This is a genomic window from Streptomyces callyspongiae, assembly GCF_047200695.1.
Classification (GTDB): Bacteria; Actinomycetota; Actinomycetes; order Streptomycetales; family Streptomycetaceae; genus Streptomyces.
This window is the reverse complement of sequence record NZ_JBJZOM010000008.1, coordinates 92,413-109,534: the sequence shown is the minus strand read 5'-3', so window position 1 is coordinate 109,534 and position 17,122 is coordinate 92,413. Positions and strand designations below refer to the sequence as shown.

Sequence of the window (17,122 nt, the reverse complement as noted above, 5' to 3'; positions counted from 1 at the left end):
GCATCCGGGGCGCGGGCCTGCGCGGTCCGGAACCCACGCGGCGCTCCGCCCGTTTAGGCTGGAGGAACGGGAGGAAGCCGCCACCGCACGACCGGTGAACCGAAGGAGCAGGCGTGGAGTTCGTCATCTGGGCCCTGATCGTTCTCTTCGTGCTCTTCACGACCCTCGGCATCGTCGTCACGGTCAGGACCGCCCGTGCCGTGCGCCGAGGCGTGGAGCGCACCAGCAGCCAGGTGCGCCGGACGGTGGAGGACACCGCCCTCAAGGCACGTACCGCCCAGCCGGGGCCCGTGGGTGAGGCCGCGCGTATCCGGCTGGAACTGCGGGCCTCCTTCGACAGCACGCGGGCGGCCCTGGAGAGCGGGGCGTCGGACGACCCCGGCCTCCGCGAGGCAGCGGCCCTGCTGGAGCAGCTCCACGGGCATGCCCGCAGACTCGACGAGGAACTCCGGCTGCTGACGGAACGGGAGCCCGACCGCGAGCGGATCGCCGCCCGGCTGCCGGAAGCGCGCGAGCGTGCGGCCTCGCTCCGCCGGTCCTCCGACTCGCTCCGGTTCGCCGCGCAGGACCGCGCGCGGGAGTACGACGCGGACAGCCTGGACGCCCTGCGGAACCGGATCGAGATCGAGTCGGGGGCGCTGCGCGGTTTCCGCGAACCGCCCGCCGGAACGCCCGGCGCCCTCCGGGGCGAGGCGGGGCAGCCCGGCCGCAGGGCGGTCCACACCGAGGACGTCGGGAGCGAGCGGGCGGAGCCCGAGGCGATCGAGCAGCACTGGTCCCGGAAGCCGACACTTCCCCGGAACGGCCCGTCGGCCGGCGCGGGGGACCGGCGGACCGAGCAGCGGGGCGACGCCCGCCCCTGAACGGCGCCGGCCCCCGGGCGGAGCACGCGCCGGACCCCTTCCTGCCCGGCGAACGCCGGGGTGGTGCAGGCGGACCGTCGACGCGGACGCTAGCCTCCACAGCATGGCTCGTCATGTCGCTGTCGTCACGGACTCCACGGCGTACCTGCCGCCGGAGATGCTGGAGAAGCACCACGTCACGGTGGTGCCGCTGACGGTGGTCCTCGACGGCCAAGCTCTGGAGGAGGGCACCGGTATCACCGCTCCCGCCCTCGCGCAGGCGTTGCGCAAGCACCTGCCGGTCACCACGTCCCGCCCGAGTCCGGAGACCTTCGCGGCCGCCTACCGTGCGATCGCCGAGGCGGACGAGGACCTGGACGGGATCGTCTCCCTGCACCTCTCCTCGGAGGTGTCCGGGACCTACGACGCCGCCGTGCTCGCCGCCCGGGAGGCGCCCCTGCCGGTGCGGGTGGTCGACACCGGGATGGTCGCCATGGCCCTCGGGTTCTGCGCGCTCGCCGCCGCCGGAACGGCGGGTGCGGGCGGCACCCTGGACGAGATCGCTGCCGTCGCCGAGGAACGGGCCGGGAGGACCACTGCCCACTTCTACGTCGACACGCTCGACTATCTGCGCCGCGGCGGCCGTATCGGTGCGGGACAGGCACTGCTCGGGTCCGCGCTCGCGGTGAAGCCGCTGCTGGAGTTGGCCGAGGGGCGCATCGGCATGGTGGAGAAGGTCCGCACCGCCTCGCGCGCCATCGCCCGGCTCGAGGAACTCGCCGTGCAAAGCGCCTCCGACGCCGACGTGGACATCGCCGTCCACCATCTCGCCGCCCCGGAGCGGGCGGACCGGCTGGCCCGGAACCTTCGCGAACGGGTTCCGGGCCTGGTCGACCTCCACGTCAGCGAGGTGGGAGCCGTCATCGGCGCCCACACCGGACCGGGACTGCTGGGCGTCGTGACCTCCCGCCGCTGACGGCAGCCACCCCCCGCGGGAAACCCGTACGGGTGGGCGAGTTGTCCACATCCCGCGCGTCGTCCCCAGAAGACGCCGCCCGGCCCCACGCGGCGCAGGCGCTGCCTAGCGTCCTGTGGCATGACCTCGCGATCACGCCACGACAGCCGCGGTCCGGGGCGCCCCGGCCGTCATCGCGCCCGCCCCGCCCGTCGCTCCGCTCCGGTACCGGCCGCCGGCCGCGACGGAGTCCGCCGTGCCCGGGACCTCCTCACCCAGCCGTGCGAGCGCACCGTTCCTCCCGCACATCTCCCGGCACGCGCCCCGGCACCACCGGTACCGCTGCCCGGACTCCCGTGCCGGGGCGTACGTGTCCTCGCCCGTCGCTCCGGCACTCCGCCGTCCCGCGAAAGGGAACCGAGCAGCTGCGCGCCGACGGGGCGGAGTACCCGGGGCCGTCCCGGTGCGGCTCTGCCGCGACCGGTGGCGATCGCCGCGGCGCGTGCGGCCGTGCGGCGATCCCGGGCAACCCTCCCCGGACCCGGACCCGGACCCGTCCCGACCGGCGCGGCAGGTCGCCGCTCCCGCCCGGACGCTTCCGTCGGCGGGTCCCCGGACCGCAGGGCCCCCGCCGGCCCGGAACCGCCGCCCACCGGCCCCGGCGCGGCGGACTCCGGTGGGCGGGGAGACGCCCGGCCGGCAGGGGAACGCATCCGCCTCGCCCTCCTGGAGCGCCTTCCGCTCTGGGTGCAGCTGCGCTGTGCCGTCGAGGGCAGGACTCTCGCCGCGCTCTCCCTCGCTCTGCTCGTCGCGGTCGGGTTCGGGGTGTACCGCTTCGTCGACGGCGGTCCGCGCACCGTGCGGGTGGCCGCGGCCGAACCCGTCGCGGCACCGGTGCGGACGGCCTCCGGAACGGACTCCGCGGAGGCCGGCGGACGGTTCCTCGTGATCGACGTCGCCGGTGAGGTGCGCGACCCGGGAGTGCACCGGCTGCCGCAGGGCTCCCGGGTCGAGGACGCGCTCGAAGCAGCGGGAGGCGTGCGCCCGGAGGCCGGTGAGGAGGCACAGTCGGCACTGAATCGGGCGCGGCGGCTCGTCGACGGCGAGCAGATCCTCGTGGGAGCCCCCCGCGCCCCCGGGACCGTTGCCGGGGGCGTACCGGGCACGCCACCCGCCGTCGCACCGCGGATCAGCCTCAGCTCCGCCACCGCAGCGGAGTTGGAAACCCTGCCCGGCGTCGGTCCGGTGCTGGCCCGCCACATCATCGAGCACCGCCTGGCCCACGGCGGGTTCACCTCGGTCGGCGGGCTCCGCGAGGTCGACGGAATCGGCGACGCCCGCTTCGCCGACCTCCAGCCGCTGGTCTCCCCGTGAACCGACACGATGCGGCACCCGGCCGGACCGTGCCGTGACCCCCCGTCGTGCCGACAAGCGCGCGGGAGAGATCCCGCAAGCTCCCCCAGCCCCCCGCCGCAGGGCATCCGTCCACGCCGCCTCACCGGGTCCGCTCGGGGCCGGCGATCCTCGCCAGGACGCCCCCACGGACCTGCGGTTGGTGGTGCCCGCGCTGGCGGCCTGGGCGGCGGCAGCCGCCGCCCCCCTGCTGCGGGCCCCCGTGCTCCGCGTCGGCCTGGCGCTGTGTCTCGGGACCGCGTGCGCCCTGGCGTGGTCCGGGCGGAGGCGGTGGCGTCCGGCGCCCAGCGCTGCCGGGAAGCGCCTCGCAGCGGCCATGACGCTGGCGTGTGCGGCGGCCGGCGCCGCGTCGGCCGGTCTGCACGCGGCGGATGTGAGCCGCGGTCCGGTTCCCCGGCTCGCGGCCGAGCGCGCCGCCGCGACCGTCCACCTGCGGATCACGGGCGATCCGCGCCGCACCGCTCCACGCATCCGCGGTGCGCGACGCACCTCCGGCGTCGTCCTGGTACCCGCCGAGGTGACGCGGGTGGCGGCATCGGGAAGCGGCGTCAGCACCTCCCGGGCCCCCGTGCTGCTGCTCGTCACCGCGGACCGCTCCGTCGCCGCCACCTGGCAGCGGCTCCTCCCCTCGACCGTCGTCCGCGCGGACGTCCGGCTCGCGCCGCCGGACCCCTCCGCCCGCGGCAGGGACCTCGCCGCCGTGCTCCGCACCGACGGTCCCCCGCAGCGGATCCGCGGGCCGAGTACGGCGCAGCGGGCCGCGGGCGGTCTGCGCGCCGGGCTGCGGAACGCCACCGAGTCCCTGGCGCCGGACGCGCGTGCCCTGCTGCCCGGGCTGGTCGTCGGAGACACCTCGCGCGTCCCGGAGGAACTGCGCGACGCCTTCCGCGCCACGGACATGCAGCATCTGCTCGCGGTCAGCGGCGGCAACCTCACGATCCTGCTGGTACTGCTCATCGGTCCGCCCGGCCGGGCCGCACGCGCCGAACGCGGCGGGCTCGCAGCCCGGTTCGGTCTCCCGCTGCGGGCGACCGCCGTGCTCGCCGCTCTCGTCACGCTCGGATTCGTGCTCGTGTGCCGCCCGCAGCCCAGCGTGCTGCGGGCCGCCGCCTGCGGCCTCATCACCGTCTGGGCGCTCGGCAGCGGCCGCCGCAGGTCGCTGCTCCCCGCCCTCGCGGCCGCGGTACTGGCCCTCGTCCTGGGAGATCCGCCGCTGGCACACGACCCGGGTTTCCTGCTCTCCGTCCTCGCCACGGCTTCGCTGCTCACGGTCGCGCCGCGCTGGAGCGCCGCGCTGCGCGGGCGGGGCGTGCCGGGACGACTCGCCGAGGCCCTGGCCGCTGCCGCCGCGGCGCAGGCCGCCTGCGCCCCGGTCGTGGTGCTGCTCTCCGCCCACGTCTCACTGGTGGCCGTCCCCTGCAACCTCCTGGCGGAGTTCGCCGTCGCACCGGCGACCGTTCTCGGGTTCGGCGCTCTCCTCACCGCACCGCTCTCCCCGTCCCTCGCCGAAGCCCTGGCCTGGCTCGGAGGGCACCCCACCACGGTCGTCGCCACCGTGGCCCGGACCGGCGCCTCGGTGCCGGGCGCCACCGTGGAGTGGCCCGACACCTGGGGCGGCGCCCTGCTCCTGGCCGCCCTGGTGGTCGTGTCGGCCCTGCTCGTGCGCCGGGTGCCGGTCCGTGCCGGAGGCTGCGCGGTGCTCGCCGCCGTCCTGGCCGTGGCCCTGTTCCGTCCTCCGCTGCTGACCCGGACGCTCACGGGCTGGCCTCCGCCCGGCTGGCGTCTCGTGGTGTGCGACGTGGGACAGGGGGACGCCGTCGTGCTGAACGCGGGGGAGCACGCCGCGGTGGTGGTGGACGCGGGACCGGACCCGGAGGCGGTGGACGCCTGCCTCACCGACCTGGGTGTCCGGACCGTCCCACTGCTGGTCCTCACCCACTTCCATGCCGATCACGTCGCTGGCCTCCCCGGAGTGCTGCGCGGGCGGGCGGTGGGCGCCGTGCAGGTGACGTCCCGGCAGCACCCGCCGGATCAGGTCGCGTTCGTGCACCGCACCGCGGCCGCGGCGGGGCTCCCGGTGATCCGCGCGCGGCCCGGGGAGCGGCGCCGCACCGGGCCGCTGCGCTGGCGCGTGCTCTGGCCGCCCGCCGGGACGCTTCCGGCGGGAGAGGAGGGCGAGGAGGCCAACAACGCCAGCCTCACGCTGCTGCTCCGCACCGGTCCGCTCACCGTCCTGCTGCCGGGGGATCTCGAGCCCCCCGCGCAGCGAAGCTTGTTGGAGACCCATCCGTGGCTCGGTCCGGTGGACGTCCTGAAGGTCGCGCACCACGGCTCGGCGTACCAGGAGGTGGAGCTGCTGGACCGGGTGCACCCCCGCATCGCCCTCGTCTCCGCCGGGACCGGCAACCCCTACGGGCACCCCGCGCCGAGCACGCTGCGGTCCCTGGAGGCCCGGGGAGCCGTCGTCGGCAGGACCGACCGGTCGGGTTCCCTCGCCGTCACCGAGGGAGGGAACGTCGTCTCCGCCCGCTGACCGGAGTCCGCCGCTCCGTCAGCCGGTGACGTCCGGAAGGTGCGCCTCGGGCGCGTCGGGACGGTGGTCGGGGAGTGTCGAGCGGGCGGACGCCTCGCGGTGCAGCCGGAGGAACTCCAGGTGGCGCTCGTACTGGTCGAGGATGTCGCCGATGAGCTGCTCCTGGGTGTAACCCATCACGTCGTAGCCCTGGTTGCCCTCGGAGAGCTGCACCTCGAAGCGCACGTAGGAGTCGTGGGTGGAGACGGACCGGGTGGCGAACCCGGGCGTGGGCCGCTCGACGGGCCACACCCGGTACACGAACTCGTCACCGGTGCCGATGTGGACCCGCAGCCCGACGTGCTCGATGCCGTTCTCCTCGTCGACGCCCTGCAGGAGTTCGGCGTCCGTGCCCTGGGCGCGGAGTTCCTCCGACACCTCCTCGAACGCCGGGCGGCACACCTCGTCGAGGAACCGGGTCGCGGCCCTCCTGCCGGGGAAGCTCAGCGCGCGGGCGAGCCGCTGCCGCCAGGTCCGGGCGGCAGCGGGCCCGTGGTGGGCGGTGCGCCCGGACAGCGACGACGGCAGTGTGGCGGTGAGGGCGTCCTCCCGCATGCGTTCCGTGCGCAGGGCGCTGTAGAGACCGGCCATGATCAGGAACATCACGAACGAGAACGGCAGCCCCATGATGATGGTGGCGTCCGTCAGGGCCTGCACGCCGCCCACGATGAGCATCGCGAGGGTGAGCAGACCGGTTGTCAGGGCCCAGAAGATCCGCAGCCATCCGGCCGCGTCGGTGACGGGCGTAGGGAGGTCGGAGCAGAGGTTGCCCATGACCAGCGCCCCGGAGTCGGCGGAGGTGACGTACAGCAGCAGCCCCACGAACGTCGCCAGCCCCGCGCTGAACAGCGCGCCCGGGTACTGGTCCAGCAGCCCGTAGAAACCCTGCTCCGGTGCGTTCATCGCGGCCTCGCCGAACGCGGTGTTGCCGTCCCGCACGACGAACAGCGCGCTGTTGCCGAACACCGCCAGGAACATGCCGGTGAAGAGGAAGGGGATGACGAGGGTGGCGGCGACGAACTGCCGCAGGGTGCGGCCGCGCGAGATACGGGCCAGGAACAGTCCGACGAACGGTGCCCAGGCGATCCACCAGGCCCAGAAGAACAACGTCCAGGTGTCCAGCCACTCCGTCGGCTGGTCGTAGGCGAAGGTGTTCAGGGTCATGGACGGGAAGCGGGAGACGTAGTCGCCGATGTTGAGCACCAGGGCGTTGAGCAGCCGGATCGCTCCGGCGGCGAAGAGTACGTAGAGCATCAGCACGACGGCGAGGATCACGTTCAGCTGGGAGAGCCGCCGGATGCCTTTGTCGACGCCCGCGGCAGCGGAGACCGTGGCCATGACGACCGCGACCGCGATCAGCCCGATCTGTGCGGGAAGCCCCTCCGGTACGCCGAAGAGGAACTTGAGCCCGTAGTTGAGCTGGACGACGCCGATGCCGAGGGAGACGGAGATCCCGAAGACCGTGCCGATGATGGCCGCCAGGTCGACGGTGTCGCCGATCCTGCCGTGGATCCGCCGCCCGATGATCGGGTACAGCGCCGAGCGGATCGCCAGCGGCAGCCGGTACCGGAAGGCGAAGTAGCCGAGCACCATGCCCATCAGCGCGTACATGGCCCAGCCGGTGATCCCGTAGTGGAAGAGCGTCCACACCACGGCCTGCCGGGCGGCCTCGAGGGACTCGGGGGTGCCTGCCGGCGGCGCCAGGTAGTGACTCACGGGGCCGGCGACGGAGAAGAACATCAGGTCGATGCCGATTCCGGCGGCGAACAGCATGGCCGCCCAGGCGAACAGTCCGTAGTCCGGCTGGTAGTGCTTCGGACCCAGCTTGATCGTGCCGTAGCGCGACACCCCGATGAACAGGACGAACAGCAGGTACAGGGTGGCGGCCAGGAAGTAGTACCAGCCGAACCAGGAGGAGATCCTGTCGACCGCCACGCCGATCGCTTCCTCGGCACCGGCAGGGGTCGCGATCGCCCAGACGGAGATGGCGAGGATCAGTACGGCGGAGCCCACGAACACCACGGGTTTGAGGCGGTGCTCCCTTTCCGGCCCGGTGTCGGCCGGTGAGCCCCCCGGAGCGGCTGCTTTTTCCCCTGCGGTCGACACGGCCGTGTTCCTCCTTCGCCGAGGAGAGGAGCGGCATTCCGGGGCCGGGGCGGCTGCCGCGGCGCGGCACGGGACGCCGGGGACCTCTGCGGACACCCGCATGTCCTGCGCCACGGGTGGGACAGCAGTCTTTGCGGGCGGGGCGGTGCAGTCCAGCACTCCGGCGACGTGTCGGTGGCCATGGCCGGTTCGGCGTAACGGACACCTCGTGCCCGGCGAGGTCGCGGAAGGGGGCGGGCCGTCCTGCGGCATGGCCGATAACCGCCACCGGCGGGACGACGATCATGCACAGTGCCAGCGGAAAACGATCAAGAACGTTCCGCAGAGGAGACGGGCCGTGCCCCAGAAGAATCACGACAGCAACGCGCTGGCCATGCTGCACAGCACAGTTCTGCACAGCGGCACCGAACAGCGCGAGGCGCTCACCACCGGTCTCGACGCCTTCCGGGAGAGCGTCGAGGCGTCCCTGGGAGCCATGAAGGGAGTCCTCTCGGGCGAGCTCCAGGACATAGGACGCCGGCTCACCGCCGTGCAGCAGGATCTCGCGGACGGCAGAGCCGGCGCCGAGCGGGGTTCGGGGGAGGTCAGGCGCTCCCTGGAGCAGTTGCAGAGCGAAGTGGAACGGCTGAGGGAAGCCGTGCAGACCGACCGGCGCCCCCGCCCTGAGCCGCCTGTTCCCGGGACGGCCGAGGCGCCGGTCCCCGACCCGCAGCCGCCGCTCGCGGTGCCTCCCGGCCCGGGTGAGCCGGCGCGTGCCGGGGCGGACCGCGCACCGGAGTCCGGCAGCGAAACGGGAGCGCACGGTCCGCAGGTGACCGAGGCCCATCGGGACCTGCTCTGCCAGGCGGCCCGGATCTCCTCCGCGTTCCTGGTGTGCCACCGGGATCTGTGGGAGTTCGTCTCCGGGCTGGCGGGTCGGCATGCGCACTTCCGCATGCCGTCGCAGATCGCCGACCGCGGGGACGACCGCATCGCGGCGGCGCTCTCCGGACGGTCGCTGATCGCGGTGCTGATCAGTCTCTGGGAAGTGCGGCACGCCGCGGAGGACGGCGGGGGCGACTGGGCTCTCGCGACCACCGTCTACGGACGCATCCAGGACGGTCTCGCCGCTCTCGCGCCGGGCGGGGATCCGGTCACCATCACGCTCGACGACCGCTCTCCCGCGGAGGACGACGCCGGCCCGTCGGCCGTCGTGCCCGCCCGCTCGCGCTGAGCGGGCCGGACGGTGGCCGCACGGCCCGCCCGCCGTCCGGCCACCGCGTCAGTCGCGCTCCAGCCAGCCCTCGTGCTCCTCGGCGAGTCCGTGGAGCGTCTCCGGATCGTGCGAGGCCCCGCCGTCCTCGAGGACCACCAGCCACTGGGCGTCCTCCGCGTCGTCCTCGCCCGCCAGGGCCTCCCGGACGAGTTGCGTGTCCTCGGGGTCGGCGCCGAAGCGTTCGGCGAGTGCGTCGGACACCTCCTCCGCCGCGTCGCGGTCGGGGAGGACCAGGATGTGTCGTACGTGCTCGGTCACCCGGCCATTGTCGGGGTGGCCTCTTCCCGGACGACCGCCGGGGCGGGCACCTCGGACGGGGGCGGTGCCGGAGGGGTCAGGCGGCGCAGCGCTGCTCGTCGGCCCGGAACTGCGGCACGTCGTCCGCGAGTGCGCCCGGTGCCGCGAGCTGCTCGCCCGGCCGGGTGAAGTCCGGGCCGAGGGTCAGCGTCATCGGTTCCTTCCCGCCGGTGCGCGTACCGGTCTCCCGGAGAGCTGTGTCGGGCAGCTGGAGGAGGCCGGCGAGGGTGGCGGCCTGGCCGGCCTGGTCCGGGGCGTAGGCCAGGACGGTGCTGTCGGTCTCCTGCGGCGCGTTGCCCGCGTTGGTGGACCGCGGCACCCCCTGCTCGTTCTGCAACCATGCGACGGTGCGCTGCGCCGCGCCGGTGGAACTGCCGCCGTTGAGCACATCGACGCGCACCGCTGCGGGCTCGACCTCTCCGGTCTGCTTCCCAACCTTCCCGCTGTTGTTCCCCGCGCCCTTGCCGCTCTTCTTCCCGTGCCCGCCGTTCGGCGCGGAGTCCGAACGGAGCGAACGGAACAGCGGTTCGGCCTTGCTCCCGTCGAGGACCACGGAGTAGCGGAAGCGCCCGGTCTGGTCCGGATTGTCCACCACGGGTGCGGTGACGAAGGTGATGTCGCCGGTCTCGACCTGCCGGAGGTCCTCCGCGAGGCGCATGAGTTTCTCGACGCTGCCGATGCCGGTGTCGACGGTCAGGGACTCCGTCGCCACCTCTGCCAGGTCGAGCAGTTTCCCGGGGTCCCTCAGCGTCCGGTCGGACTTCAGGCCGCGGATGAGCGAGCCGAGGAACTGCTGCTGCACGGCGATCCGGTCGAGGTCGCTCCGGTTGCCGAAGGCGTGGCGGGTGCGGACGAAGGCGAGGGCCTGTTCGCCCTCGACGACGCTGTGCCCGGCGGGGAGGCGCAGATGGGAGTCCGGGTCGTCCACCGCGTGCTCGACGCACACGTCGACCCCGCCGACGGCCGTGGAGAGGTCCTTCACCGCGTTGAAGTCCGCCATCAGGAAGTGGTGGATCTGCAGCCCGGTGAGCTGCTCCGCCGTCTTCACGGTGCAGCCGGCGTCGCGTCCGTCCTGGCCCAGGCTCTTGTTGAACCGGACATCCTGTAGGCCGGGTATCGTCCGCCGGGTTCCGTCGGCCTGTTCGACCGGGCAGTCGGGGATGTCGGTGATCAGGTCGCGGGGCAGGGAGACGGCCGAGGCGTGGGACCGGTCGGCTGCGACGTGCAGCACGAGGTTGGTGTCGGCGTGGCCCACGCTGCCCCGGTCGCCGTATCCCGTGTTGCCCTCGCCCTGCCGGCTGTCGGTGCCGATGATCAGAATGTTCATCGGCTTCCCGGTGCGGGTCGCCGGGGCGTCCCGTCCGAGGTCGACCGTGGACAGGTTGCCGTTGAGGTGCTGCAGGTAGAGGTAACCCGTCGTCAGGCCGGCGGCCAGCAGGAGCCCCAGCGCGAGACCGCCCCGGACCAGGACCGTGCGTGCCGTTCCGCGCCGCTTCTGCGTCCTTCTGCGCCGGCCGCCGCCGTCCGGTTCCGCCGTGGGTTCCTCGCGGTCGCCGGGCTCTCTCCCGCGGGTGTTCCCGGAGGGACGGCGCGGACGGGGGAGTGGCTGCGTGGGCTCGTCCCGCAGCACGTAGCTCCCCGTCCCGGGGTCGAACACCCACTGGTCCGCGGGGTCGACGGCAGCGTTCGTGCGTCCACGGCGTTCCGTGTCCACGTTCAAGAACCTTTCTCCCGGCCGCTGCGGGTCTCCCGGCTGCGGCGGGCGCCTCCCATCGGCGCCGAGGACATGCCGAGTGGGAGACGGACGAGCGGGGAGAACGGTTGTACGCTGCTCGTCCGGGACGCGGAGGACGGAACTGTCGTTGCGACGTGGGATGCTGAGAAGCGATGGCCGGTACCCGTGACAACACCTCCGACGACCCCCTCGCACCCGTGACGGTGGCGGTGGGGCAGGAAGAACTGCTCCTGGACCGCGCGGTGCAGCAGGTGGTGGCCGCGGCGCGCGAGTCCGACCCCGACACCGACGTGCGGGAGCTCGCCTCGTCCGACCTGCAGCCGGGCACACTCGCCGAGCTGACCAGTCCTTCGCTCTTCGCCGAGCGGAAGGTCGTCGTGGTCCGTGCCGCCCAGGATCTGGCGACGGACAGCGTCAAGGCGGTGAAGGCCTACTTCGCGGCCCCCGCCGAGGAGATCACCCTCGTCCTGCTGCACGCCGGCGGTGCCAGAGGGAAAGGCGTGCTGGACGCCGCACGGAAGGCGGGCGCACGGGAGGTGCCGTGCGCCCGCATGACCAAGCCGGGAGAGCGGCTGGCGTTCGTCCGCGGCGAGTTCCGCGCGGCCCGGCGCTCGGCCACCCCGGAGGCCTGCCAGGCACTGGTGGACGCCATCGGCAGTGACCTGCGGGAGCTGGCCTCCGCCTGTTCCCAGCTCGCCGCGGATGTCGAGGGCACCATCGACGACACGGTCGTCGCTCGCTATTACACGGGCCGCGCCGAAGCGTCCAGCTTCGCCGTCGCCGACCATGCCGTGGAGGGGCGCCCCGCCGAGGCGCTGGAGGCGCTGCGCTGGGCACTGTCGACGGGGGTCGCGCCGGTGCTGGTGACCAGCGCTCTGGCCCAGGGGGTGCGCTCCGTGGGGAAGCTCGCCTCGGCGCCGCGCGGCATGCGGCAGGGGGAGCTGGCCCGGGAGCTCGGTATGCCGCCCTGGAAGATCGACCGCGTGCGGAAGCAGATGCGGGGCTGGTCGGCGGACGGTCTCGCGACGGCACTCCGCGCCGTGGCCGCGGCCGATGCCGGCGTCAAGGGAGGCGGGGACGATCCCGAGTACGCACTCGAGCAGGCAGTGCTCACCGTCGCCCGGGCGGCCCGGGCGGCCCGGGCGCACTGAGCGAGCGGGCTGTCCGGTCGCCCGCCGCACCCGCGCACGACGCAGCCCCCGGAACCGGCCCTGGGGAGGGGCTCGGTCCGGGGGCTTCGCCGTGGATTCTTCGCGCCGCACCCGCGTGGCGAACGCAGGCCGCGTGCGGCGCACTGCCGAGTCTCGTACCGGTCACGCGGCGGAGTGAGAGGGCCCGCCGGGGTCGTGATCCGGTCAGTCGAAGCGGTCGGCCGGGAAGGTTGGTCAGCCCTTGAGGGAGGAGACCTTCTGCGCGAGCGCCGACTTCTTGTTGGCGGCGTTGTTCTTGTGCAGAACGCCCTTGCTGACGGCCTTGTCGAGCTTGCGGCCGGCCTCGCGGGCGGCGGCGTTCGCCTTCTCGGCGTCACCGGCGGCCACGGCCTCGCGGGTGCGACGGATCGCGGTCTTCAGCTCGGACTTGACCGCCTTGTTGCGCCGGCGGGCCTTCTCGTTGGTCTTGATCCGCTTGATCTGGGACTTGATGTTCGCCACGAATGAGCCTTTGCGGGTTCAGTACGGTTCTTCTGTGTGTGCTCTCCGTATGCACGAAGGCACAGCGGCCCAGGCTATCAGCAGCGGCTCCGGCCGCCGAATCGCCTTCTTCCGGCCCCGCTGCGCGGGGGTGGTGACGGACGCCCGTGCCCGGGGCGGGGCGTGTGCATGGGACGATGGGTGGGACTAGCGTTCCCCGAAGCCCTTATCCAGACCCGACAGGACACTGCGTGCCCGCGACCCCATCGAACGTGCCGGAGCCGAGCCGTACCGACCCGGCGCTGATCCGTAACTTCTGCATCATCGCGCACATCGACCACGGCAAGTCGACGCTCGCCGACCGCATGCTCCAACTGACGGGCATCGTCGAGGAGCGACAGATGCGCGCCCAGTACCTCGACCGGATGGACATCGAGCGTGAGCGCGGCATCACGATCAAGTCGCAGGCCGTCCGGATGCCCTGGAAGGCGAAGGACGAGGCGGACCGTGCGGCGTCGCACATCCTGAACATGATCGACACGCCGGGGCACGTCGACTTCACCTACGAGGTCTCCCGGTCCCTCGCGGCCTGCGAGGGGTGCATCCTCCTCGTCGACGCGGCGCAGGGCATCGAGGCGCAGACTCTCGCCAATCTGTACCTGGCGATGGAGCACGACCTCACCATCATCCCGGTGCTGAACAAGATCGATCTGCCTGCCGCGCAGCCGGAGAAGTTCTCCGCCGAACTGGCGCACCTGATCGGCTGCGAGCCGGAGGACGTGCTGAAGGTCTCCGCCAAGACCGGCGAGGGCGTCGACGTGCTGCTCGACGAGGTGGTGCGCCAGGTCCCGCCCCCGGTCGGTGTCGCCGACTCGCCCGCCCGCGCCATGATCTTCGACTCGGTGTACGACGCCTACCGCGGCGTCGTGACGTATGTGAAGGTCGTCGACGGCATGCTCGGCAGGCGCGAGCGCATCCGGATGATGTCCACCGGTGCCACGCACGAACTGCTGGAGATCGGTGCCAACTCCCCGGAGATGAAGCCCTCCGACGGGCTGGGCGTCGGTGAGGTCGGCTACCTCATCACCGGTGTGAAGGACGTCCGCCAGTCGAAGGTGGGCGACACCATCACCCAGCAGCACAAGGGTGCCGAGGAGCCGCTCGCCGGCTACAAGGACCCGAAGCCGATGGTCTTCTCGGGCCTCTACCCGATGGACGGCTCCGACTACCCGGAGCTGCGCGACGCCCTGGAGAAGCTGCAGCTCAACGATGCCGCGCTGACCTTCGAACCGGAGAACTCCGCCGCCCTGGGCTTCGGTTTCCGCGTCGGGTTCCTCGGGCTGCTGCACCTGGAGGTGATCAGGGAGCGGCTGGAGCGCGAGTTCAACCTGCCGCTGATCGCCACCGCGCCGAACGTGATCTACCAGGTGCGGATGGAGGACGGCACGGAGTACACCGTCACCAACCCCACCGAGTTCCCCTCCGGGAAGATCGAGACGGTGCAGGAGCCCATGGTCAAGGCGACCCTGCTGGCGCCGAGCGAGTTCATCGGCGCGATCATGGAACTGTGCCAGTCGCGGCGCGGCAACATGCAGGGCATGGACTACCTGTCCGAGGACCGGGTGGAGCTGCGCTACACCCTTCCGCTCGCCGAGATCGTCTTCGACTTCTTCGACGCGCTGAAGTCCAAGACCCGCGGCTACGCCTCGCTCGACTACGAGCCCAGCGGGGACCAGACCGCGGACCTGGTGAAGGTCGACATCCTGCTGCAGGGCGACAAGGTGGACGCCTTCTCGGCCATCGTGCACAAGGACAAGGCGTACGGCTACGGCGTGCGGATGGCGAACAAGCTCCGCGAGCTCATCCCGCGCCAGCAGTTCGAGGTGCCGATCCAGGCGGCAGTCGGCTCCCGGATCATCGCCCGCGAGACGGTCCGCGCGATCCGCAAGGACGTGCTGGCCAAGTGCTACGGCGGTGACATCTCCCGCAAGCGGAAGCTGCTGGAGAAGCAGAAGGAGGGCAAGAAGCGCATGAAGGTCGTGGGCCGGGTCGAGGTCCCGCAGGAAGCCTTCATCGCCGCGCTCTCCACCGACGACTCCGGTGGCGGCGACTCCTCCAAGGGCAAGAAGTAGCGGCACGGCGCGGGCCCGTCGCCCCTGTTCACCGCCCCTGTTTCACGGCGCGTCCCGTAGGGCGCGCCGTGAAGCGTGTGGCGGTCGTGTGTGGACTTCCCCGTGGTACCCCGCTCCCGGTCACGCTCCGGTATCGACACGGCCTCCGACCCCTTACATACGAGGTTCGTGGCGCTTAGTCTGAGCGCGGCTCCCTGGTTACTCGTGAGTCACAAGGGAGAGTCACCCAGAGTATGTACTTCACCCCGGGCCCGGAGGATGTCGTGAGCGACACACAATCCCTGATCGAGAACCGGCCGCCCTCCGTGGCGTCTCTGTTGCTGGAGCGCGTGCAGGCCACCCCGGACGCCGAGGCGTACCGCTACCCGGTGGCCGCCTCCGGCGACGGCCCCGAGGAGTGGCGCTCCTACAGCTGGGCCGAGGCTGCCGAACGTGTCTTCGCCGTTGCGGCCGGGTTGATGGCGCTCGGCGTGCGGCCCGAGGAACGGGTCGCGATCGCCTCGAACACCCGGGTCGACTGGATCCTGTGCGACCTCGGCATCCTCTGCTCCGGCGCGGCCACCACCACGGTCTACCCGAGCACCGATGCGGGCGAGACGGCCTACATCCTGGCCGACTCCTCCAGCCGCGTGCTCATCGCCGAGGACGCCTCCCAGCTGGAGAAGGTGCGGGAGAAGCGTGCCGAGCTCCCCGAACTCGCCCACGTGGTGGTGATGGAGGAGGCGGACGCCGTCGCCGCGGAGGACGACCCGGAGGACTGGGTGCTCTCCCTCTCCGAGCTCGCCCGGCGCGGGAAGGCCCACCTCGAGGACAACCCGGAGTGCGTCAGGAAGACCGTGGCCGGGCTGCGCTCCGACCAGCTCGCCACCCTCATCTACACCTCGGGTACCACCGGGAAGCCCAAGGGCGTGCGGCTGCCGCACGACTGCTGGTCCTACATGGCGAAAGCCATCGCGCAGACCGGGCTGGTCACCGGCGAGGACGTCCAGTACCTGTGGCTGCCGCTGGCGCACGTCTTCGGCAAGGTCCTCACCGCCGCCCAGGTCGAGGTGGGGCACGTCACCGCTGTCGACGGACGCATCGACAGGATCATCGAGAACCTGCCCGTGGTGCGGCCGACCTACATGGCCGCCGTCCCCCGGATCTTCGAGAAGGTCTACAACGGTGTGGCGTCCAAGGCGAAAGCCGGCGGCGCCGCCAAGTACAGGATCTTCCAGTGGGCCGCGGGCGTCGCGCGCGAGTACGGCAAGGTGACCCAGGACAACTTCCGCCGCACCGGAGTCGCCTCCGCCCCCGCCGGGCTGAAGGTCAAGCACGCTGTTGCCGACCGGCTCGTCTACGCGAAGCTGCGGGAGGCCTTCGGCGGCAACCTGCGGGCCTGCATCTCCGGCTCCGCCGCTCTCGCGCCGGACATCGGCTACTTCTTCTCCGGCGCCGGGATCCACATCCTCGAGGGGTACGGCCTCACCGAGTCCAGCGCCGCCAGCTTCGTCAACCCCGGTGAGGCGTACCGCACCGGCACCGTGGGCAAGCCGCTGCCCGGAACCGAGGTGCGGATCGCCGAGGACGGCGAGATCCTGCTCCGCGGCCCCGGCATCATGGAGGGTTATCACGGCCTCCCGGAGAAAACCGCCGAGGTACTGGAGGAGGACGGCTGGTTCCACACCGGGGACATCGGTGAACTCTCCTCCGACGGCTACCTGCGCATCACGGACCGCAAGAAGGACCTGATCAAGACCTCCGGCGGCAAGTACATCGCCCCCGCGGAGGTCGAGGGCCAGTTCAAGGCGATCTGCCCGTACGTCTCCAACATCCTCGTCCACGGCGCCGACCGGAACTTCTGCACCGCGCTCATCGCGCTCGACGAGGTGTCGCTGATGCAGTGGGCCGCCGAGCAGGAGGGCCTCGCGGGCAAGGAGTACGCCGAGGTCGTCGTCTCCGAACAGGTGCGCGCGATGGTCGGGGACTACGTGGAGCAGCTCAACTCCGGACTGCAGCGCTGGCAGACGATCAAGAAGTTCCGCGTCCTGCCGCGGGACCTGGACGTCGAGCACGGTGAGCTGACGCCCAGCCTGAAGCTGAAGCGACCGGCCGTGGAGCGTGAGTTCGGCCACCTGATCGAGGAGATGTACTCCGGGTCCCGAGAGGCCTGAGCGGAGTGGGGCGGCAGCCGGGTTTCCGGCT

12 protein-coding genes are annotated in these 17,122 nt (G+C 72.3%); 8 read left to right on the top strand and 4 right to left on the bottom strand.

From position 1 onward, the window contains the following. The first annotated feature begins 113 nt into the window (after positions 1-113). From ACL06G_RS09890 to ACL06G_RS09875, 4 genes are all read left to right on the top strand, one after another. Complete coding sequence (locus tag ACL06G_RS09890; protein ID WP_412785925.1) at positions 114-863, top strand: hypothetical protein; 750 nt, start codon at positions 114-116, stop codon at positions 861-863. Between the two features lie 103 nt (positions 864-966). After that, on the top strand, positions 967-1,818 hold the full coding sequence (locus ACL06G_RS09885) for a DegV family protein (RefSeq protein WP_412785926.1): 852 nt from the start codon (positions 967-969) through the stop codon (positions 1,816-1,818). Between the two features lie 726 nt (positions 1,819-2,544). Then, entirely contained in the window at positions 2,545-3,171 is a 627-nt protein-coding gene (locus tag ACL06G_RS09880; RefSeq protein WP_412785927.1) for a ComEA family DNA-binding protein, read from the top strand. A 34-nt stretch (positions 3,172-3,205) separates the two neighbouring features. Continuing rightward, on the top strand, positions 3,206-5,743 hold the full coding sequence (locus tag ACL06G_RS09875) for a ComEC/Rec2 family competence protein (RefSeq protein WP_412785928.1): 2,538 nt from the start codon (positions 3,206-3,208) through the stop codon (positions 5,741-5,743). An 18-nt stretch (positions 5,744-5,761) separates the two neighbouring features. Here ACL06G_RS09875 and betT read toward each other — a convergent pair whose 3' ends face one another. Continuing rightward, positions 5,762-7,888: a choline BCCT transporter BetT gene (betT, locus tag ACL06G_RS09870; protein WP_412785929.1), complete on the bottom strand. Its 2,127-nt coding sequence runs from the start codon at positions 7,886-7,888 to the stop codon at positions 5,762-5,764. A gap of 337 nt (positions 7,889-8,225) precedes the next feature. Here betT and ACL06G_RS09865 point away from each other — a divergent pair, with 337 nt between their 5' ends. Beyond that, positions 8,226-9,101, top strand: coding sequence for a hypothetical protein (locus ACL06G_RS09865; protein ID WP_412835742.1), 876 nt, complete (start codon positions 8,226-8,228; stop codon positions 9,099-9,101). A gap of 48 nt (positions 9,102-9,149) precedes the next feature. On the opposite strand, the gene ACL06G_RS09860 is transcribed toward ACL06G_RS09865, so the two are convergent. Together ACL06G_RS09860 and ACL06G_RS09855 are read right to left on the bottom strand one after the other, a co-directional pair. Beyond that, positions 9,150-9,401 (bottom strand): hypothetical protein, encoded by a 252-nt coding sequence (locus ACL06G_RS09860; protein WP_412785931.1) that lies wholly within the window; start codon positions 9,399-9,401, stop codon positions 9,150-9,152. A 76-nt stretch (positions 9,402-9,477) separates the two neighbouring features. After that, positions 9,478-11,154: an LCP family protein gene (locus tag ACL06G_RS09855; RefSeq protein ID WP_412835741.1), complete on the bottom strand. Its 1,677-nt coding sequence runs from the start codon at positions 11,152-11,154 to the stop codon at positions 9,478-9,480. A gap of 173 nt (positions 11,155-11,327) precedes the next feature. Here ACL06G_RS09855 and holA point away from each other — a divergent pair, with 173 nt between their 5' ends. Continuing rightward, positions 11,328-12,326: a DNA polymerase III subunit delta gene (gene holA, locus ACL06G_RS09850; protein ID WP_412835740.1), complete on the top strand. Its 999-nt coding sequence runs from the start codon at positions 11,328-11,330 to the stop codon at positions 12,324-12,326. A gap of 234 nt (positions 12,327-12,560) precedes the next feature. Here the strand turns inward: holA and rpsT are convergent, their stop codons facing one another. Continuing rightward, complete coding sequence (gene rpsT / locus ACL06G_RS09845) at positions 12,561-12,827, bottom strand: 30S ribosomal protein S20 (RefSeq protein ID WP_412785934.1); 267 nt, start codon at positions 12,825-12,827, stop codon at positions 12,561-12,563. Positions 12,828-13,057: 230 nt separating this feature from the next. Here rpsT and lepA point away from each other — a divergent pair, with 230 nt between their 5' ends. Next, the gene (gene lepA / locus ACL06G_RS09840) at positions 13,058-14,938 is read left to right on the top strand and encodes a translation elongation factor 4 (RefSeq protein ID WP_412785935.1); all 1,881 of its coding nucleotides are present in this window, start codon (positions 13,058-13,060) and stop codon (positions 14,936-14,938) included. A 263-nt stretch (positions 14,939-15,201) separates the two neighbouring features. Beyond that, on the top strand, positions 15,202-17,091 hold the full coding sequence (locus tag ACL06G_RS09835; RefSeq protein ID WP_412785936.1) for an AMP-dependent synthetase/ligase: 1,890 nt from the start codon (positions 15,202-15,204) through the stop codon (positions 17,089-17,091). Positions 17,092-17,122: the final 31 nt, after the last annotated feature.